This is a genomic window from Pseudochrobactrum kiredjianiae, assembly GCF_030362795.1.
In the GTDB taxonomy this organism is placed as follows: domain Bacteria; phylum Pseudomonadota; class Alphaproteobacteria; order Rhizobiales; family Rhizobiaceae; genus Pseudochrobactrum; species Pseudochrobactrum kiredjianiae.
The window spans coordinates 718,879-737,795 of record NZ_JAUCBM010000001.1; the positions used below are offsets into that span (position 1 = coordinate 718,879).

Here is an 18,917-nt window from a genome sequence, read left to right on the forward strand (position 1 = left end):
ATCAGGCCGTTTTTAGCTTGGAGAGGTCGCGGTCAAACAGAGTTGACCATGTATAATTCTTTGCTTGCTTCACTTCGGTTGAAACATCAAGGCGTGGCAGCACAGTTTCCCCGAAACGATAGGCTTCTTCCAGAAGTGGCATGCCGGAGAGGATGAATGTTTCCACACCCGCTTCACGATAGGCTTCGAGTGTGCGGATCACCGTATCCGGTGAGCCGACAATGGCTGTGCCGGGTCCCGGACGCACAAGTCCAATACCTGCCCAGAGGTTCGGCGCAATTTCCAGATCGCGTAAGTTTTCAGGTTTAACGCCGCCATGCAAAGCGCTCATCCGCTGCTGACCAACGGAATCCGTATTGGAAACAAAGCGTTGATTAGCGGCAATGGACGCGGCATCCATCTGGGCGTAGAGATCATTCGCAGCTTCCCATGCTTTGGCGTCGGTATCGCGCACAATCACATAAAGGCGGATACCATATTGCATAGTGCGGCCGAATTGTTTGGCGCGTTCTTTAACCTTGGCGATTTTCGCGCCGATCTGCTCCGGCGTTTCACCCCACGACAAGTAAGTGTCAGTATGCTTGGCGGAAACATCGAGCGCTTTATCGGAGGAGCCGCCAAACCAGAGCGGCGGCGGGGCAATCGTATCACCCACCGGCAGTGCCAGCTTGGCACCCGTCGTTGAGAAATATTTGCCCTGATAATCCACGCTCTCACCGGCAAACAACTTGTGCCAGATGGTCAGATATTCATCTGCCATGTCATAGCGTTCATCATGGGGAATGTTCATGCCATAGGCACCGAGCATTTTGGCATCACCCGATACGACATTGACCAGCAGGCGACCGTTGGAAAATTCCTGAAAACTGGCTGCCATTTTGGCAAGCAAAGTTGGCGCAATCAGACCCGGATGAATAGCAACGAGAAATTTCAGCCGTTCCGTATATGGCAGCAGTGAATTGGCCAGCCCCCATACATCATGGGCGCCGGTGGCAAAGAGTGCGCCGGTATAGCCCAGCTGATCATAGGCCATGGCAAGCTGCTTGTAATAGCCGAGATCAACCTTACGGGAACCTTCAGGCTTCCACGGATAAGCACCGTCAGGCGCGCACATATACCAGAAAATATTCATATCATTGTCCGTATTTTTAAATTTAGGAGTTTGTGGCGATCAGGCGGCCTGCGGATAAATCTGCGCAAGGCGGTCAAAGTGACCATGACGATGCAAAACCTCTGCTTCCGTCTGCTGTTCTGTGAGAATGGTGTCGTCTGCCGGAATTACGGTGAAATCGCGTGAGGCAATTACCTTTTCCCAACCTTGCAGGCTGGCTTCCGTTGCACCGCTTTCCACCAGCCTGCGGGCAACCTGATGCGGGTCTGCTGTGATTTCGCGACCAATACGTGCCAGTTCCTGTGCAATTTTCAGGCGGGTCTCGGCATCAAGTTCGCTGTCTTCAAGCGTCCAGAACAGGGAGCGGTTAGGAATGGTTGAACCGCAGCGTGAGAGCAGACGGATATCATCGCGTTCAAGCGCATTTTCCAGCCGCGGTGCCATGGCAATCCATGCATCAACACGACCGTCGAGCAGAGCTGGCAGCGCATCATTTACCTCCGGCTCGACACGTTCAATATCAGCGAGGTTGAGACCGGCCTCTTCAAGATTGCGTGCCAGATAATAAGTCTGGAAAGAACCGTCCACCAGCCCGATACGGTGGTGCTTCAGATCAGCAATGGATTTGATCGGGCTGTCAGCGCGTACCAATATGGCGCCATTGGCAGGGCGCGGAGCGGAGGCAGCAATATATTGTACCTTCAACCCGTCCAGTGCGGCAGTAATCGGTGGCGTTGAGCCGGTGCCGCCAAAATCAATCTTGCCTTCCGCAATCAGGCGGCCGGTGTCGCGCCCTTCACGATAGGCGACAAACTCACCATTCAGTGCGGCAAAGGCATCAGGCCAGACCTGTGCGATACGCAGATGCAGATTGCTGGGATGAACACCGATTTTCATAAACTGCCCTTTCAGATGGCGGGCAGAAACCGGAATTCTCTGCCTGTGATGCTGAGATACAATTTACGTTTTTGTAAAATGAATGCCAAAGCGGGCTGTTCTAATTTTGAGTGGATTTGTAACGGATTATTCTAGTTTTTGGCGCGGGTGCAGGTCATAATTTTTAACGCGTTAAATTATAAGATATTGATTAATATTGGTTATCAATATATTTTTTCATATAATGTTTGCGCGTTGGTTATAAAGAGAGGTTTAATGACCAAGCCGGTTGCAGCCCGTTTATGTCGTTCCGTCACTACAGCGAGTGATCTGCTCAAGCTGATTGCCAATGCAAACCGGCTGGCGCTGGTCTGCTATCTGATGGAGCAGGAAGCGCAGGTCGGTGAGCTGGAGGCCGAGCTGCGTATTCCGCAACCAAGCCTGTCGCAACAATTGAGTATTTTGCGTGAGGCGGGTGCCATTGCCTGCAAGCGTGAAGGCAAGACGATGATCTATAGTGTGGCTGATCCGCGTGTTGAGCAGATTGTTCTGCGGTTGCGGGAGATTTTTGACGGGCTGGAAGATGTGACCGGACGCAATACGATAAACCGTCCATCATCCGGTGAGATGTCCGATTTAATGCCTGACCTGATGTTTGACTGATATGATTGATCTTTACACCTGGATAACACCCAACGGCTTGAAAACCTCCATTGCACTGGAAGAGTTTGGCTTGCCCTATCAAGCACACGCAATCGACCTGACCAAAGATGAGCAGTTTTCGGATAGCTTTCGCAAGATTAATGCGGGTTCTAAAATTCCGGTGATTGTCGATCATTCAAACGGGCTGACACTGCTGGAATCCGGTGCCATTCTGACCTATCTCGCAGAGAAGACCGGCAGGTTTTTGCCAGCAACAGGCGCTGAGCGCTATGCGGGGCTGGAGTGGGTGTTTTGGCAGGTAGGGGGCTTAGGGCCCACACTTGGGCATGCACATTATTTTCTGACCTATCATCCGGATGCGGCACCGGCAGCATCAACGCTCTTCGCACAGGAAACCAAGCGGCTTTACGAGAAGCTGGAGCTGCATCTCACAGACAAAGACTATCTGGCAGGGGATTATTCCATTGCCGATATGTCGGTCTGGCCGTGGGTGTCACGTTTTGAACGCCATAAAATCAATCTCAATGATTATCCCGCCGTGCGGCGCTGGTATCTGCAGATCGCGCAGCGTGAGGCTGTGCAGCGCGGTTACCGCGTACCGTTTTTTACGGGAGACATCCCTTTGCCTCTCCCGCTGACACATGACACATCTGAAAATTCTGAGGAAAGACTATGACTGCGCCCCGCATAACCGGATTTTCCGGCAATCTCACCAGCCCGTCTAAAACCCGCGGTTTTGTTGAACATATTGCCGGACAGGCAGCTTTGTCACTCGGTGGTGTATCATCCGTTTATGATGTTGCCGATCTGGGGGCATCTTTTCCGGCTGCACGCTGGCCTTCACAACTAGACAAGCAGGCTTCGGATATTGTGGATGAAATCGCAGCGGCTGATCTGCTGGTTGTCGGTACGCCGACCTATAAAGGCAGCTATACGGGATTGTTTAAACATTTCTTCGATCTGCTTGATCCGAAATTACTGCGTGGCAAACCGGTCATTCTGGCGGCAACCGGCGGCGGTGACCGTCATTCACTGATCGTCGAGCATCAGTTGCGTCCGCTGTTTGGCTTTTTCGAAGCTTTTGCCCTGCCGACAGCGATTTATGTTTCAGATCGTGATTTCACCGATGGGCAACTCAGCAATCCGCTGATTGAGAGCCGTATTACACAGGCGGTTTCCGAAGCCGTGCGTGTCGTTTCCGGTCATAGCTACCAGCAGCTGGCGGCTGAGTGAGTATTGCACTTAGCGCAGCATAATCAGCGCCATTCCGGCGACGACCAGCAGCGCACCAAGCCATGCGCCATTGGCGGGGCGCTCACCGGTGCGCAGCCATAGCAGCGGCAGAATGATCACCGGTGTTGTCGCCGAGATGGTGGAGACAATACCGACTTTGCCGCCGGAAAGTGCAAAGAGCAGCAAAGTCATGCCAAGTGCCAGCGAGAGAAAGCCGGTCAAAGCGGTGAGGAACGCAATCTTCAGCGTAAAAGGCTTTTTCGGTTTGAGTGCCGGAAACGGCAATTGTGTCAGCACAGTCAGACAACAGGCGGCAATACCCACACGCAGCAGGGAGGCCAGTGCCGGATCAATGCCGCTGGCCATTACAGGGCGTGCGATGATCGAGCCAATGGCCTGACCCGTTGCCGCTGCCAATCCCAGCCCGACACCAATCCACAGCGGGCCTTTGATTTTTTCCCATTCATGGATTTGGGCACGACGCTTGCCAAACAGAATGGCAAGCAAAACGCCGGAAATGGTGATGGCAATGCCAAGCACACCCATAGGCGATAATGTTTCATCCAGTAGCAGCCAGCCAAGCACGGCGGCAATCGGCGCATTGAGCGCAAACAGAATACCGGAGCGGCGGGGACCAAGACGGTTCAGAGCGGTGAACAGCAAAGAGTCACCGACAAAAATACCGATAAGGCCGGAGAGCAGCAGCGGCACAGCACTGTCCCAGCTGAGGTCGCGCCATGTACCGGAGATCAGCACATAGACCAGCAATAATCCGGTGACGAAAACCTGCCTGCCGCGATTAAAAGCCAGTGCGCCGACATGGCCTGCGGGAATAGCGGAGATAATACCTGTGAACGCCCAGCAAGTCGCGGCTCCAAGTGCGGCGAGTTCATAAACAGGCATGTGACTGATCCATATGCAGGATGATAACTACTGAATAATAAAGGCTTTTACAGCGATATTGCTTTGTCGTCCAATCATATTACAGGGAGAGGATCATCAGCATTGCGGATCAGATCATGCGGTTGCGCGATGATCTGATCTGAAGTCATAAAGGGATGCAGGATATTGCGTTGTCTCAAGGAGTTCAGACTTAAAGCATTGCAATATCCCGCACTCGCTCAGGCTTGTGAAGGAGCCGGAGTGAAATTTTGCGGCAGGCGATAGACGGACTTCGCGTAATTCTGCACTAATTTTGCTTCATCAAGCGGCTTGTCGCAGGTCAGCAAAACAGCCTGTTTCTCGATGCCTAAATCCCGCAACTGAAACGGTGTGCCATGGCCATATTCAAGGTGACCTTGGCCGATAATGCCGACAATCAGTCCGGCTTTATTATCGTGCAGAGCATTGGCGATATTACAGGCAAACGCTCTGTCCCAGACCTGTTGCGCCCGCACAAAGCGGTCAAACTCCGGTGAGGCAGCGGACTTGTCTTTCATCCATGGCGGCCCGCCATTGGTAATGGCAAAGAGATAGTCCCGATAGGCCATGGTCGCATCTTTGGCGGGTGTCAGCCCGTCGTGTTCTTCAACAGGCACAGCGTCCCAGCCTTCTTTGCCGACGCGTGTAACAAGCGGACGGTGGCAGTTGAGTGCGAGCATCGGCACACCTGCCTCACGGCAGAACCGGAAAATCGGCATGTAAAGCGCGCTGTCAAAACCCCAGACCGTGCCCCATTCGGCCTTTTCCAGAAACAGCGGCTCATCCATCTCACCGGTAATCCATGCATCCAGCACCGGTTGCAAACGACGCGGAAACATCTCAAAGCCAACAGCAATATCCTGACGATGCGCCAGCAGACCGCTGCAGATTTGCAATTGCCAGCGGTGAATATCATAGCGGTCGTGATATTCCCCCAGCATCACAACCTGCTGTTGCGCCAGTTCCTGCATCAGTTGCGGGTAATCTGTCAGTTGTTTTTGCGCCGGATCAAGCCATGTCGTTTGCGGGTGAAATACGGTGTCAGTGCTTTTAGTCATGCTGCGGCACCGTCTTGTTTCAGCAGGGTAACAACCAGACCCAGCGGTTTTTGTGCTGCATTATAGGCAGCATAGCTTGTGCCTTCATGCGTTTCCTGCTGCTGCCAGCTATCAACGCTGTCGCCTTTGAGGTGGAGGTGAAAATCGCTGACCATAACATTGATAAAACCCATTGTTGACCGAATTTCAGGCATAGAACCCTGCCATTGCTGATGAAAATGCGGCAGATCCAGTTCAATACGAATGTCGGCTTTGTCGGTTTCAGCCTGTTTAAAAGGCTGTAAACCACCATCATTTTCACGGATTTCTTTGCGCTCGGCTGCTGTTTCGTCTTTGGTTTTTTCTTCAAGTGCCGTTCCTGCACCAAATTCTGCCAGCGCCGCATCGAAAGGTTCAATCCCGTCAAAACCGATAACACTGGCGACGACTTCACCATCCTTATCCAGCATATCAATACGCGGATAACATTTATCACGCATGACACTGGTGCGGTCGATAATGATCTGAGTAACGGCAAACGGATCAAGGCTTCTGTGATGTTCGGCACCAGTGATGGCAATGCGGCCATTGGCAAAATATACGCGCTCTACGGTGCCGATGCGCTCATGCGTGGCGCCAAGATTTTTGGAATTGACCATCAGTTTGCCAATGTCCGGCAGCTTTTGCAGCAGAGTGAAAAGGTCAACATTGAGTTGTTCGCGGCGGTTTTGCATGGCGTATAGGTCCTGTTTTGCCCATCAGGCTGCCGCACTGGCAGGCACTGAGAGAATATTCAAATCGATGATGCGTGGTTTGATGCTGGTTTCCATCGCGGAATGCGCAATGATGATGATGGCGGTCTCCGGCAAACGGCTGCGCAGCAATTGCAGCAGTTGCGCTTCGGCCTGTTTATCCAGCGAGGAGGTTGCCTCATCAAGAAACAGCCATTGCGGTTTTTGGATCAATGCACGCGCAAGCGACAGGCGTTGCAACTCGCCGCCGGACAGGCCGGAGATCATCAGCGGATGGCCTTGTGCCTCTTGTTCAAGTGACATTGCGGAACTGTTACCCAAGCCGACATCATTAATCGCTTGCTGCAAATCAGCCTTGTCAAAATCCGTCACAGGATGCGGGTAGCTCACCGCAGCATAGAGATCGTTTTGCGGGAAATAGGGTTTCTGCGGCAGAAACAGCGCATTATGCAAATTGGTGCTGATCGTGCCTGTCCCATGCGGCCAGAAGCCCGCAACAGCGCGATAGAAAGTTGATTTCCCAAAACCGGACGGTGCGCGTAGCCAGACTGTCTCGCCTTTTTTAACGGTAAGCTGATCAAGATGCAGCAATGTCTGGCCGTTTGGTGTGGTCAGGTGCAAATCTTTGATATGCAACATTTCATCCGTATCAGCTGAGTGTTCAATGGCGATACGGCGCTGTGCTGCGTCCTGTGCGGCGTTGAGGAAAACATCCAGACGTCCGGCCGTGGCGGCGAGATCAGCCAGTTTTTTATAATAAAAAACAAACCATGACAGAGTTGTTGCCACATTGCTGAAAGCACCGGCAACCTGCATCAATCCGCCAAGTGTTACGCTTTTTGCCAGATAGGCCGGTAGTGCAACAAATAACGGGATGCGCAAAATGGTGAACTGATAAGGCGTGGTAAAACAACCGAGCCAGAATTCACGGATAATCAGATTGCGCCAATTGGCACGGACATTCTCAAAACGGCGATCAAGCAGATCGCGTTCGGCATTTTCGCCGCGCAACAGGGCAATTTCTTCCGTTGACTGACGCAGTCTTGCCAGTGAGTAGCGGAAATCCGCCTCGCGCTTTTGCTGGGCTTCAAAGAGCTTTTTCAAAGGTTTACCGAGCACGAAGGTCAGCATGGTCGACAGACCGACATAGATAAAGACTGCCCAAACCATATAGCGCGGAATGGTGATGTCGAACCCCAGTAAGGTGAAACTCAGCGCAAAGGTCGAGAGGCTCCATAGCAAAACGAGATAGGAAAACAGGCCGACAACACGGCCGATCAGTTCAATACCTTCACTCAGAAAACCGCGCACAAACAGCTTGCAGTCATCAGCAATACGCTGATCCGGATTGTCGACGTCGCGGCTACATTCACCCTGTGTCAGGTGCCAATAGGCTTTGTTGGTGAACCACAGATCAAGTGCCTTGCCGGTCAGCACTTCACGCCAGCGAATTTCGAGTATTTTTTGATAATAGCTGCCGATCAGGCTGCGCAGCGAATTACTGCCGACAATCAGTGCAAACAGGCCGATCTGGGTAATGACGGTTTCAGTATCGATTTTCTCAAGTGCATTGTAGAAATCGGCTGTCCAGCTAATCATACGTATAGAAAACCAGACGCCTGCCAGATCGAGGGCGATAACCAAACCCAGCAGAAGCAAGCTAAGTTTGGCACCTTTGCCCGCGATACACAGGCGGGCAAGACGGTATATTTGCCGCAGAACATGCATAATCTGAAGTCTCCGCTACTCAGAAGCGCATTGTCGCGCCGAGTTTGTAGGTGCGCCCCGGAGCGACCTGCATTTCCAGCGGGTTCTGATTGGCGACACTGCTTGATGCAGGAGTGTTCAGATAAGTGCCGGCCAGCGTATTCGGGAAATAACGCTTGTCGAAAATGTTCTGTACGCCGAAATTGACATCAATCATCTCGGTCGGTTTCCATTTGCCATAGACATCAAACACGGCATAACCGGCTGGCTTATAGGCATCCGGATCGGCGCGACGGGTTACACCTTTGGCAAATGTGGCGACCAATTCGGTTTCCAGTTTCCATTCCGGTATCAGATAACGCAGACCGGTAACGACGGTCAGCGGAACGGCACCGTCAAAGGCAGTCTTGTCAGAACCTGCATTCACACGCTGATTACCGCGCTGATAGGAGAGGGCAGCATTGGCAAAGAGGTTATCATAGACCTCATATTCACCGCCGAGTTCAAAACCCCAGATCTGCACACTGTCAACATTGTCAGACGTATAGCGCTCGGCAGTGCCCGGCACCCGCTGGAAGCCGCGAATGAAGTCTTTATAATCAGCATAGAAACCGGTGAAGCTGAAATGGCCGCGATCCAGTTCGCCACGTAAACCGGCTTCATAACTGCGCACAAATTCCGGTTTCAGGTTCGGGTTTGGAATGGTCTCAACCATGCCGGTGGAACCGATAGAGAGCGAAGAGACGAAAAGCTGCTGTGACGTCGGCATTTTAAAGCCTTCACCATAGGAGGCGTAGAGCGAATAAGTATCATCAAGCTTGTAAGTGCCGCTGAGACGCTTGATCAGGCGGGTCTTGTCGATTTTATGCGGCTCATAGCCTGGTAACGACACATAGTTGTCATCCTTGGTCGGGTCGATTGAATAGGTCGCAAGACGCAATCCCGATGTAATGGTCAGGCGCTCATCGAGCAGTTTGATCTCATCCTGCAGGTAAAAATCTGCGCGTGTTGTATCAACACGCGGGAAGTTGAAACCTTTATTGATGCCGGTGGTTGTGGTTCCGGTCGTCAGGTTGCGGGTAATATCTGTGCCTTCATAGGTGGTCTTGGTCAGATCGCCGTCAAAACCATAGATCAATGTATGATCCGTTGCACCAAGGCTGAAGGAGGAGGTCAGCTGCAGATCGGCTTCAATAAATTCTTCGCCGTAATTGCGGATTTGAATGCGCTGTTCTTTACGCGCAGGATAGGTGCGGAACTGGTTACTAAGCGTGTCGCGCTTTTGCGGTGAATAGGAGACTTTCCATTTCACAGCATCGAGCCATGGTGCATCGACCTGCCATTCATGTTCCAGTGCAATGCGATAGCGCTGCATCTTCAGATCACGATCCCAGCTGTCGGATTTATAGCCCATCATTGCAGAAGAGGAGTCATAAACCTGATCGATGGAAGTTTTGCGATCAAACCATTCGCCGGTCAGCATAAACTGATTATCGCTGTTCGGGTTCCATTGCAGTTTCATCAGGCCGTTATAGGCATCGGTATCTGCCGGAAATGCTTTGTTACAAGCAAGAATATTCTGGCGCGGACAACCCCAGATGCCACCATCGGCATAGCCCTTACGGTTTTTGATTTCGGAGGAGCCGACATGGCCGAAAGACCCGAGCACTTTGAAATCACCAGCCTGTGCTGCTCCGGTAATCTGCTTGCGGAAACTGTTGTCATAGGAGTCATAGCCGAGCTTGATCTCTCCGCCCCATGCTCTGTCGCCCTTGAGAATATCGTCTGGATCGATCGTGCGGAAGGAAACAACGCCGCCCAGTGCATCGGCACCGGAAAGTACAGAGTTTGGCCCGCGGATGATTTCGACAGCCTTCATGTTGAACGGGTCGACAAAGTCACGGCTGCCGTCGGTGATCTGTTCCTGAATACGCGAGCCGTCAACCAGCATCTGCACACGATTGCCGCCAACACCGCGGATGGAGAAGCTGGAAAGCTGACCAAAAGGATTTGTCATAGAGGTGAGGCGGTTAACGCTGACGCCCGGCTCATAGCGCACCATATCCTGAATGTCGCGCACCACACGCCGTTCCAGATCTGCACCGCTGATAACATTCACGGTCATTGGCAGGTCAAGAATAGTGCCGGAAGTACGGGCAGCGGTGATGGTGATCTGTTTTAACTGAATCTGCTGCTGTTCGGTGAGGGGGGCAGTCTGCAGCGTATTTTTATCTGCTGCTGGCTGCTGCGCCGGCACCTGAGCCTGTGCAGCTTGCGTGAGCGCAAGAGCGTACGTGCTGAGCAAGATAAGCGTTAGTCCGGTTGCTGTCGGAGAATGTCTGTTCATGTCTGAAGCCGCCCGCCTGAAAAGAAGTTTTAATATGACTCATTGACTCATATTTATTCTTTTGCGATAATCTACGTGCGACAATCTGTCAAGCAGGCTTCTTTCGTATAACAGGCATAAAAAAATGTGGCCGCGAAAAACGCAGCCACATCATAAAATTTATTAATTTTATCAGTAGTTTATGGAGTTACGTCGAAGCCGAACCATTTTTCGGACAGCTTCTTGATTGTGCCGTCAGCTTTGGCAGTTTCAATCGCATCGCTGAACATTTTCTGCAGTTCAGGCTCGTTCTTACGCAGGCCTACAGCAACACCGCGACCCAACACGCCGCCTTTAAAGTAAGGGCCGGTCAGAACCATATCTTCATTGCCCGGCTTCTTGGCTGCATCGGCCAGATAGGCCAGCGAGGCAACAACCAGATCAACGCGACCGGACTTCAGATCCAGATCATGCTGTTCAGTTGTCTTATATTCGCGGATATCAGCGGAATCTTTGAAATAGGTGTTAAGAAGTGTCAGGCCGAGCGAAGCAGTCTGAACGCCAACGGTACGGCCTTCAATCGAAGTCGAAAATTCGCTGATGGCTTTTTTCGTGGCTTCGTCGTCATTGGCAAGAAACAGAGTTTCGCCGGTATGTGGCAGTTTGGCGAACGGGCTGTCTTTCAATGTTGCGAAAGTCTGTGGTGTCAGGCCGTAGGAAACCGAGAAATCAATGGTTTCTTCGCGCTTTGCAGTGGCAGTCAGACCAGCCATGATCGCATCGAATTTACCGGCGTTCAGGGCAGGGATCATGCTGTCGAAAGGTGTTGCAACGATGGTGCATTCCACTTTCATCTGCTCGCAGAGATGCTTGCTCAGCTCGATTTCATAACCGTCGAGTGTGCCGTCTGGTTTAGTGAAGTTGTACGGACGATAAGCACCTTCAGTTGCGATGGTGATTTTCGTCCATTTCTTTGTCTCAGCCTGTGCAGTGACGCTGGCCGATACGGCGCCGAGCAGCATTGCAGAAGCAAGAAGGTATTTGGTAATGAGGCTGGTTTTCATGGAAGCACCCTGTTTCATATTATTTTTATTCACTTAGAGCGGTTCATTTTAAGATTGAACTTTTGAACCGCTCTGTCTCTTTGTCGTACGCATTATCCTACACAAAACTGCTTCGCATTTTTGCTGGAAATGCTTTTAAGCCGCACTATCGTGGCTGATGAATTTGCGGAAACGCTCTGATTTGGAATTGGTGAAGACCTCAGACGGTGCACCGTCTTCTTCAACCTGACCCTGATGTACAAAGATAACGCGGTTGGACACATCGCGGGCAAAGCCCATTTCGTGGGTCACGACGAGCATGGTACGGCCTTCTTCAGCAAGACCGCGCATCACGCGCAGTACTTCGCCAACCAGTTCCGGATCGAGCGCGGACGTCGGTTCGTCAAACAGCATAACCTTTGGCTTCATCGCCAACGCGCGGGCAATGGCTGCACGCTGTTGCTGACCGCCGGAAAGATGTGACGGGTAATAATTGCGCTTGTCAGCAATGCCAACTTTTGCCAGCAATGCTTCTGCCTCTTCGATGGCTTCAGCGCGTTTGCGCCCTTGCACATAGATCGGTGCTTCGATCACATTTTCCAGAATGGTTTTATGCGACCAGAGATTAAAGCTCTGGAACACCATGCCAAGCTCGGAGCGAATACGCGAGACCTGTTTTTTGTCTGTCGGGTAGTTTTCACCCTTGGAGTTCTGCGCCATTTTGATGGTTTCACCGGAAATGGTGACCTTGCCGGAGGTCGGAATTTCCAGCAGGTTGATGCAGCGCAGCAGTGTGGATTTACCGGAACCGGAGGAACCGAGAATGGAAATCACTTCACCTTCACGGGCTTCGAGCGAAATACCTTTCAGCACTTCGACCTGACCGAAGTTCTTGCGCAGGTCTTCAACTTTCAGCGCGACCGGTTTGGATGCGGATACTGTGTTGCTCACGAGGATTTTCCTTCTGTAGGAACTTGGCCGCCAGAATTTGCAGTGCTGGCAGAGAGGCTGACAGGAACAGGCTGACGCAGATACGGGGTCAGACGATATTCAGCCAGCAGCAGAAGACGGGTCAGAATGAAGTTGATGGCAAGATAGATCGCACCGGCAACAATGAAGACTTCAATGGCGCGGTAGCTTTCTGCAATCAGCTTGGCTGCAATACCGGTTACTTCCATCAGCGTGATGATCGAGGCCAGCGATGTGGCTTTGACCATGGAGATCATTTCATTGCCGTAAGCAGGCAGCGCCTGACGGATAGCCAGTGGCATCACAATACGGCGGAAGGTGGTGAAACGCGACATGCCCGAGGCTTTAGCCGCTTCAACCTGACCATGCGGCACGGAAAGCAGACCGCCACGGATGATTTCACCGGCATAGGCTGCGGTATTCATCGTCAGGGCAATCACCGCACACCAATAAGGCTCACGCAGGATCGGCCACAGGAAGGAATAGCGAACCGCTGGGAACTGGCTGAGGCCATAATAGATGATGAAGATCTGCACCAGCAGCGGCGTGCCGCGGAATACAAACACATAAATACGTGCAATCCAGTCGAGAATGGGATTGCCGGACAGGCGCATCATCGCAATCAGAAGAGCAAGACAGGCGCCAAGAGCGATAGCAGTGGCAGCCAGCTTGAGGGTCAGCGGCAGACCTGCCAGCATCGCCACGAAAGATTCAGCGAAAAATTCAAAACTCATTGGGCTCTCCTCACACCGCGCGAGAAATAGCGCTCAGCTGATTGCAAAATGCCGCCTGAAACAGACGAAATCAGCAGATAGAGGGCACCGGCAATCAGGAAGAAGTTGAATGGCAGGCCGGTTGAACCAGCACCGATCTGTGCCTGACGCAGCAATTCCACAACGCCGGTTACCGAAACCAGAGCGGATTCCTTCAAGGAAACCTGCCACACATTACCAAGACCCGGCAAAGCGTGACGCAATGACAGAGGCGCAATAATACGGCGGAACTTCATCCAGCGACCCATACCGCAGGCTGTTGCTGCTTCCAGCTCGCCTTTGGCAACGGCTTTAAATGCACCACGGAAAACTTCCGTATGATGCGCGCCGCAGGAAATAGCGATCGCCAGCATACCGGCGAGGAAGCCCGGAAAACCGAGGAAACCCTCAGCACCAAACAGCTTGCCGATTGCGGTAATCGCTGCACTGCCGCCGAAATAAAACAGATAGATGATCAGCAGATCGGGAATGCCACGGATGATCGTTGTATAGCCGTCCGCAATGGTACGGGTCACACGTCCGCCGGAGATTTTAGCCCATGCGCCGAACACGCCGATGACAGCGCCGAGCAAAAAGCCGGTCACAGCAAGGGCAACACTCATCAATGCGCCGGTGAGCAAAACATGCCCCCAGCCGTCAGGCCCGAAGCTGAGGATTTCAAAAAAGCTGAGTTGCTTCATAATGTCCTTGGCCTGTCAGAGCAGTTTCGCAGCAAAAGTGGGATGGTTTTGCGTCCGAAACTGCGTTTGAATTAAAAGAGAGAAAGTCATAGTCATATCCTGAAGTCAGCCCTTAACAAAATTGATTTGTCCGGGCTGGCTGAACATCATCCGGTGCCGGATTGATGGAAATTATTCCGGTGATGCGCTTTATATGGTCAGCAGGTGCAGCAGGTAATTTATCCCGCGCAATCAGGTGCCATGAATGCAGCATTGTACCGGTTGTACGGCTAACATCAGTGGTATCAATGAGGTCGAAATAAGCAGGGCTTTTCTCTTCCATGATATCCCAGATATCAGAATGGTTTTTCATTACTGCTCCGACCGACCCTGCTGTTCCGCAGGGTATTTGTATTATAGCACTTTCGCACATAATTACCTGTCAGGCTGGGAACCTTAACCGGTAATACAACTTATTATTGCGTTCTGATAAAATTCCTTGGCTCTGCATACAAGTGCTGATTTGCACAAAATGCCTGTATTCAACATAGTTTGATGCTGAACCTGCTTATGCAAAGACGTTTTGCGAGTCAGGAAATATCCTCCCTTGCAGATAACCTCCACCTTCTGCAGCGCAGATATCTACAGTGACGAAATGGCAGAGTATAGGCACAATAATGCTCAAAGGGGCATATTTGCCGAGCAAATTGCACACTGATTATTGCCGTTTTGGCTGATTTTGCCTTTACTTAGTTGTGTTCTGCACGCGACATGGTAAGTCGCAGTTGCATCCATACCAAAACATGGCTCGTTTACTGGCTATTGACCAGACCAAGGATCAATTGGTGGACGTTGCCGCCCTGTGCCATTTCTACACGGTCAAAATCACGACCACGCTGGCGTTGTTCCTGAAACAGTTCTGAGAGAACTTTATTCAGCTCTGTTTTGAATTTGACGCATTTCGGGTCTTTGGCAACGGACATGCCGACAGTCGCAGCTTCAATTTTCTGCACCATCTCTTTGATGTAATCACCATGAATATGTTCATGTTTTTCAATGCCTGCATAAAACTCTGCCCAGAGTGCAGCACTTTGCGGTGGCAGTTTCTGTGCAGGCTTCGGCAATGTATAAGTGATGGTCAGTTTTGGTTTGGCAGATACCAATGTGCAATTGCCGTCGTCGGTTTTATATTTACGCGACCACAATAGCGTGAAATTGGTATGGGCAATGGTGCGGATATTCTTTCCGATGAGTGGGCCTTTTTCGCCAATTGCAGCATAAAGCGCAGGGCCTGTGGTGCCGGAAATCGCATAGGTTTCTACTTTTTCAATTGTTTCAGCCAGAGCGTGGCCTGCCCAGAGTGTGCTGCCTGCGAGCAGGGTATAAAAAATGCTTTTCAATGACATTGATAATTTCCGGTTTGACCAACATTACACAGGGTTGCCGTAACCGGCTGACTATCTCTAAAACATTTCTTCGTTGAATGAAAACTCTTGCCTGCCGGCAGGTCGTCCCATTTTTGTTGGGATCATTGTTGTTTTATATAAAATAATCAATGGAACTCAAACTGAGATCGTTCCACTATTACTGTACGGAATCACCTGATCTGCTCAGGCACCGGATGGAATTGGGGAATACCATATGAATATTTATACGAAGGCCCTTTCAGCCACTGCGCTTGCATTGGTGCTTGGCGGGCTGGCTTCTGCGCAGGCTTCGGCTAAAACACTGATCTATTGCTCGGAAGCAGCGCCGGACAATTTTGATGCGGCAACCACCACATCAGGCGCAACTTATGACGCCTCGGCGCGTAATGTGTCCAACGGTCTGATCAAGATCAAGCGCGGATCGACAGAACTGGAACCGGGTCTGGCGACAAGCTGGGAGATTTCGGCTGACGGTAAAGAATATACGTTTCATCTGCGTAAAGGCGTGAAGTTCCAGACGACCAGCTATTTCACACCGACCCGTGAATTCAACGCGGATGACGTGATTTTCAGCTTTGATCGTCAGGGCAATAAAGAAAATCCGTTTTACGGTAAAGGAACCTGGCCGCAATATGGTGCCTATTCTTTCCCGTCATTGATTAAAGAAATTCAGAAGATCGACGATCATACGGTTAAATTCTTGCTCAACCGTCCGGAAGCAACCATGATTGCTTCGCTGTCGCTGACCTTCGCTGTGATCCAGTCGAAAGAATATGCGGATCAGCTGGTTGCTGAGGGTAAAACCGATCAGCTGAGCCAGTTGCCGGTTGGTACAGGCCCGTATCAATATGTAGACTATCAGGCAAACAGCGCTGTGCGTTTTCAGGCCAACCCTGATTATTGGGGCGGCAAACAGAAAATCGACAATCTGATTTTCGCAATCACGCCAGACGCATCGGTACGCTATCAGAAGCTGAAAGCGGGTGAATGCCATATCATCGCTTATCCGAACCCTGCGGATATTGATGAGATGAAAGCGGACAGCTCACTTGAAGTGCAGCGTAAAGAAGGCCTGAATATTGCGTTCATGGCCTATAATACTGTTGTTGCACCTTTTGATGATGTGCGTGTGCGTAAAGCCCTGAACATGGCGATCAACAAGCCTGCGATTATTGAAGCCGTCTTTGGCTCAACCGGTATGGTTGCAGTCAACGCAATGCCTCCGGGCGTTTGGGGCTATAATAAAGACGTCAAAGACGACGCCTATGATGTTGAAGCATCACGCAAACTTCTTGAAGAAGCTGGCGTTAAAGATCTTTCGATGAAAATCTGGGCAATGCCCGTACAGCGCCCTTACATGCCGAATGCCCGCCGTGCGGCAGAACTGATGCAGGCTGATCTGGCGAAGGTTGGCGTGAAAGCTGAGATCGTCTCCTATGACTGGAGCGAATATCTCAAGCGCTCGCTCGAAAAAGACCATGACGGTGCGGTGATGCTTGGCTGGACCGGTGGTATGGCTGATCCGGATAACTTCCTCGCAGCACTGCTGGGCTGTGAAGCAGTCGGCAGCAGTAACCGCGCTAACTGGTGTAATGCTGATTTCGAAAAGCTTATTCAGGCGGCTAAGCTGACAACTGATCAGGCAGAACGCACCAAGTTTTATGAACAGGCTCAGGTGATCTTTAAAGAACAGGCGCCTTGGCTGACGATTGCCCATCAGGTGATGGAACAGCCGGTCAGCAAGAAAGTCAAAGATTTCCGTGTTGATCCTTTTGGCGGTTATCTCTTTGAAGATGTTGATATCGAAGAATAAGCGACACGACCTTACCCGTTTTTGGTGAGCACTTGTTTCAAAATCAATGGCGCCGTCACCGGCGCCATTTCTGCAAGATGAAATGAAACTGTAAGCTGAGTTGAAAGAAGCCGATGGATATTGTTGAACGTTTTCTGAACTACACCCGTATCAATACAACAGCCGTATCCGATGCGGGAAAACTCCCGTCCAGCAGCGGCCAGACCGAACTTGCCAATCTGTTGGCAGGAGAGCTGCGTGATCTGGGACTGTCCGTTGAAATGAGAGATCATTCCATCGTGGTTGGTACATTACCGTCCAATATCAAAGATGCCAGCCGTCAGGCACCGGTGATCGCATGGGTCGCCCATATGGATACCAGCGGTGAATATGACACCGATACCAAGGCGCATGTGGTGGAGTATCAGGGCGGAGATATCGTGCTCAACAAGGCGCTTGATATCGTGATGCGTGTTGAGGAATTTCCGGAGCTGAAACATTATGAAGGTGACCGTATTATCGTCACTGACGGCACCAGCCTGCTGGGTGCGGATAATAAATCGGCGATTGCTGAAGTGATGCATGCCATGCAGGTATTGCAGGACAATCCGCAGATTGAACATGGCGAGGTTAAAGTCGTGTTTGTGCCGGATGAGGAGATTGGTCTGCTTGGTGCGAAAGCACTGGATGTGCCAAGCCTCAATGCGGATTTCGCCTATACGCTGGACTGCTGTGCTGTGGGTGAAATTGTCTATGAAAACTGGAATGCCGGTGAGTTTCACATCACTTTCCGCGGTCAGCCTGCCCATCCGATGTCAGCTAAGGGCAAGTTGCGCAATGCAATTCTCTATGCCCAGCAATATATGGGTATGTTGCCAGCCGGTGAGCGGCCGGAACATACGGAAAATCGTGAAGGCTATTACTGGGTCAAGGGTATTCAGGGCAGCGTGGCATCGGCCAAAATCGTGGTTGATATCCGTGATTTTACGGTAGAGGGTTATGATAAACGCCGTAATTTCATTGATACACTGGCTGCAAGCTTTAACCGGTTGCATGGTGAGGGCACAGTCTCGGTTGAATATCGTCCGATGTATCGCAATGCTGCCGAAGGACTGAAGGGTGATAATTTCTATCCGGTTGAGCTGGCTCTGGAAGCGATGAAGGCCATCGGTGTCGAACCTTATGCCATCCCGATGCGTGGTGGCTATGACGGTGCTGTTCTGTCAGAAAAAGGTCTGCCTTGCCCGAACCTGTTCTGCGGTGCGCATAATTTCCATTCGATCTATGAGTTCCTGCCGGTGGCTTCATTGAACAAGGCATCGGAAATGGTGATTGAGATTCTCAAACGTGCAGCAGCGGTTGATAAACGGTAATCACATACCATTCACACATTATCCGTAACGGATATTTTGGCAGGCGCGGAGAGCATTACCGCGCCTGTTCTGTTTACGACAATGCTTCAGATGATAACTCAAAGTTTCATATATTTTTGGAAAAACAGATATTTCAGAAGTTTTTGCCATCAAGTAATTGGCAGTTTACGTCAACAGTTATTTGCTGGCCTTCAGGCGATTACTGTTCACGCCTATACCTGTATTGTTTATGTTTGCTTTATTTCAAAAAAACAG

Annotated in this window: 18 protein-coding genes; 5 read left to right on the top strand and 13 right to left on the bottom strand. The window is 51.1% G+C overall.

Annotation, left to right across the window (positions count from 1 at the left end; translation table 11 throughout):
• Position 1: 1 nt before the first annotated feature.
• Together QUF18_RS03220 and QUF18_RS03225 are read right to left on the bottom strand one after the other, a co-directional pair.
• Positions 2 to 1,132, bottom strand: coding sequence for an LLM class flavin-dependent oxidoreductase (locus tag QUF18_RS03220; protein WP_289385124.1), 1,131 nt, complete (start codon positions 1,130 to 1,132; stop codon positions 2 to 4).
• Between the two features lie 39 nt (positions 1,133 to 1,171).
• Complete coding sequence (locus tag QUF18_RS03225) at positions 1,172 to 2,008, bottom strand: ABC transporter substrate-binding protein (RefSeq protein WP_289385125.1); 837 nt, start codon at positions 2,006 to 2,008, stop codon at positions 1,172 to 1,174.
• Between the two features lie 255 nt (positions 2,009 to 2,263).
• Here QUF18_RS03225 and QUF18_RS03230 point away from each other — a divergent pair, with 255 nt between their 5' ends.
• The 3 genes from QUF18_RS03230 to msuE are packed head-to-tail and all read left to right on the top strand — an operon-like array spanning position 2,264 to position 3,883.
• On the top strand, positions 2,264 to 2,650 hold the full coding sequence (locus QUF18_RS03230; RefSeq protein ID WP_289385126.1) for an ArsR/SmtB family transcription factor: 387 nt from the start codon (positions 2,264 to 2,266) through the stop codon (positions 2,648 to 2,650).
• A gap of 1 nt (position 2,651) precedes the next feature.
• Positions 2,652 to 3,326: a glutathione S-transferase family protein gene (locus QUF18_RS03235; protein ID WP_289386114.1), complete on the top strand. Its 675-nt coding sequence runs from the start codon at positions 2,652 to 2,654 to the stop codon at positions 3,324 to 3,326.
• Positions 3,323 to 3,883 carry an FMN reductase gene (gene msuE, locus QUF18_RS03240; RefSeq protein WP_289385127.1) on the top strand — a complete coding sequence of 187 codons (561 nt, stop codon included), beginning with the start codon at positions 3,323 to 3,325 and terminating at the stop codon, positions 3,881 to 3,883. The genes QUF18_RS03235 and msuE overlap by 4 nt, the downstream gene beginning before the upstream one ends.
• A gap of 9 nt (positions 3,884 to 3,892) precedes the next feature.
• On the opposite strand, the gene QUF18_RS03245 is transcribed toward msuE, so the two are convergent.
• From QUF18_RS03245 to QUF18_RS03295, 11 genes are all read right to left on the bottom strand, one after another.
• Positions 3,893 to 4,786, bottom strand: coding sequence for a DMT family transporter (locus QUF18_RS03245; RefSeq protein WP_289385128.1), 894 nt, complete (start codon positions 4,784 to 4,786; stop codon positions 3,893 to 3,895).
• A gap of 218 nt (positions 4,787 to 5,004) precedes the next feature.
• The gene (locus tag QUF18_RS03250) at positions 5,005 to 5,862 is read right to left on the bottom strand and encodes a ChaN family lipoprotein (RefSeq protein ID WP_289385129.1); all 858 of its coding nucleotides are present in this window, start codon (positions 5,860 to 5,862) and stop codon (positions 5,005 to 5,007) included.
• Complete coding sequence (locus QUF18_RS03255; protein ID WP_289385130.1) at positions 5,859 to 6,575, bottom strand: hypothetical protein; 717 nt, start codon at positions 6,573 to 6,575, stop codon at positions 5,859 to 5,861. Before QUF18_RS03255 ends, QUF18_RS03250 begins: the two co-directional genes overlap by 4 nt.
• 24 nt (positions 6,576 to 6,599) lie before the next feature.
• Complete coding sequence (locus QUF18_RS03260) at positions 6,600 to 8,321, bottom strand: ABC transporter ATP-binding protein/permease (protein ID WP_289385131.1); 1,722 nt, start codon at positions 8,319 to 8,321, stop codon at positions 6,600 to 6,602.
• Between the two features lie 19 nt (positions 8,322 to 8,340).
• Complete coding sequence (locus QUF18_RS03265) at positions 8,341 to 10,647, bottom strand: TonB-dependent hemoglobin/transferrin/lactoferrin family receptor (RefSeq protein ID WP_289385132.1); 2,307 nt, start codon at positions 10,645 to 10,647, stop codon at positions 8,341 to 8,343.
• A 179-nt stretch (positions 10,648 to 10,826) separates the two neighbouring features.
• Complete coding sequence (locus tag QUF18_RS03270) at positions 10,827 to 11,690, bottom strand: transporter substrate-binding domain-containing protein (RefSeq protein ID WP_289385133.1); 864 nt, start codon at positions 11,688 to 11,690, stop codon at positions 10,827 to 10,829.
• A gap of 135 nt (positions 11,691 to 11,825) precedes the next feature.
• Complete coding sequence (locus QUF18_RS03275; protein ID WP_289385134.1) at positions 11,826 to 12,620, bottom strand: ABC transporter ATP-binding protein; 795 nt, start codon at positions 12,618 to 12,620, stop codon at positions 11,826 to 11,828.
• Entirely contained in the window at positions 12,617 to 13,372 is a 756-nt protein-coding gene (locus QUF18_RS03280; RefSeq protein WP_289385135.1) for an ABC transporter permease, read from the bottom strand. Before QUF18_RS03280 ends, QUF18_RS03275 begins: the two co-directional genes overlap by 4 nt.
• Positions 13,369 to 14,091 (bottom strand): ABC transporter permease, encoded by a 723-nt coding sequence (locus tag QUF18_RS03285; protein WP_121993910.1) that lies wholly within the window; start codon positions 14,089 to 14,091, stop codon positions 13,369 to 13,371. Before QUF18_RS03285 ends, QUF18_RS03280 begins: the two co-directional genes overlap by 4 nt.
• A 112-nt stretch (positions 14,092 to 14,203) precedes the next feature.
• Positions 14,204 to 14,443, bottom strand: coding sequence for a hypothetical protein (locus tag QUF18_RS03290; protein WP_289385139.1), 240 nt, complete (start codon positions 14,441 to 14,443; stop codon positions 14,204 to 14,206).
• A 439-nt stretch (positions 14,444 to 14,882) separates the two neighbouring features.
• A complete protein-coding gene (locus tag QUF18_RS03295) occupies positions 14,883 to 15,476 on the bottom strand; it encodes a DUF922 domain-containing Zn-dependent protease (RefSeq protein ID WP_289385141.1) in 594 nt (197 codons plus the stop codon).
• Between the two features lie 235 nt (positions 15,477 to 15,711).
• Between QUF18_RS03295 and QUF18_RS03300 the strand changes: the two genes are divergently transcribed.
• Together QUF18_RS03300 and pepT are read left to right on the top strand one after the other, a co-directional pair.
• Positions 15,712 to 17,310 (top strand): ABC transporter substrate-binding protein, encoded by a 1,599-nt coding sequence (locus tag QUF18_RS03300; protein WP_289385143.1) that lies wholly within the window; start codon positions 15,712 to 15,714, stop codon positions 17,308 to 17,310.
• Between the two features lie 113 nt (positions 17,311 to 17,423).
• Complete coding sequence (gene pepT / locus QUF18_RS03305; protein ID WP_289385145.1) at positions 17,424 to 18,662, top strand: peptidase T; 1,239 nt, start codon at positions 17,424 to 17,426, stop codon at positions 18,660 to 18,662.
• Positions 18,663 to 18,917 lie beyond the last annotated feature (255 nt).

What these genes read in the sequence shown, in the direction of transcription:
- QUF18_RS03250 (WP_289385129.1), bottom strand. Translation starts at nt 5,862, where the DNA reads ATGACTAAAAGCACTGACACCGTATTTCACCCGCAAACGACATGGCTT.
- QUF18_RS03300 (WP_289385143.1), top strand. Translation starts at nt 15,712, where the DNA reads ATGAATATTTATACGAAGGCCCTTTCAGCCACTGCGCTTGCATTGGTG.
- QUF18_RS03225 (WP_289385125.1), bottom strand. Translation starts at nt 2,008, where the DNA reads ATGAAAATCGGTGTTCATCCCAGCAATCTGCATCTGCGTATCGCACAG.
- msuE (WP_289385127.1), top strand. Translation starts at nt 3,323, where the DNA reads ATGACTGCGCCCCGCATAACCGGATTTTCCGGCAATCTCACCAGCCCG.
- QUF18_RS03280 (WP_289385135.1), bottom strand. Translation starts at nt 13,372, where the DNA reads ATGAGTTTTGAATTTTTCGCTGAATCTTTCGTGGCGATGCTGGCAGGT.
- QUF18_RS03255 (WP_289385130.1), bottom strand. Translation starts at nt 6,575, where the DNA reads ATGCAAAACCGCCGCGAACAACTCAATGTTGACCTTTTCACTCTGCTG.
- QUF18_RS03295 (WP_289385141.1), bottom strand. Translation starts at nt 15,476, where the DNA reads ATGTCATTGAAAAGCATTTTTTATACCCTGCTCGCAGGCAGCACACTC.
- QUF18_RS03230 (WP_289385126.1), top strand. Translation starts at nt 2,264, where the DNA reads ATGACCAAGCCGGTTGCAGCCCGTTTATGTCGTTCCGTCACTACAGCG.
- QUF18_RS03220 (WP_289385124.1), bottom strand. Translation starts at nt 1,132, where the DNA reads ATGAATATTTTCTGGTATATGTGCGCGCCTGACGGTGCTTATCCGTGG.
- QUF18_RS03245 (WP_289385128.1), bottom strand. Translation starts at nt 4,786, where the DNA reads ATGCCTGTTTATGAACTCGCCGCACTTGGAGCCGCGACTTGCTGGGCG.
- QUF18_RS03285 (WP_121993910.1), bottom strand. Translation starts at nt 14,091, where the DNA reads ATGAAGCAACTCAGCTTTTTTGAAATCCTCAGCTTCGGGCCTGACGGC.
- QUF18_RS03265 (WP_289385132.1), bottom strand. Translation starts at nt 10,647, where the DNA reads ATGAACAGACATTCTCCGACAGCAACCGGACTAACGCTTATCTTGCTC.
- QUF18_RS03235 (WP_289386114.1), top strand. Translation starts at nt 2,652, where the DNA reads ATGATTGATCTTTACACCTGGATAACACCCAACGGCTTGAAAACCTCC.
- QUF18_RS03290 (WP_289385139.1), bottom strand. Translation starts at nt 14,443, where the DNA reads ATGAAAAACCATTCTGATATCTGGGATATCATGGAAGAGAAAAGCCCT.
- QUF18_RS03270 (WP_289385133.1), bottom strand. Translation starts at nt 11,690, where the DNA reads ATGAAAACCAGCCTCATTACCAAATACCTTCTTGCTTCTGCAATGCTG.
- QUF18_RS03260 (WP_289385131.1), bottom strand. Translation starts at nt 8,321, where the DNA reads ATGCATGTTCTGCGGCAAATATACCGTCTTGCCCGCCTGTGTATCGCG.
- pepT (WP_289385145.1), top strand. Translation starts at nt 17,424, where the DNA reads ATGGATATTGTTGAACGTTTTCTGAACTACACCCGTATCAATACAACA.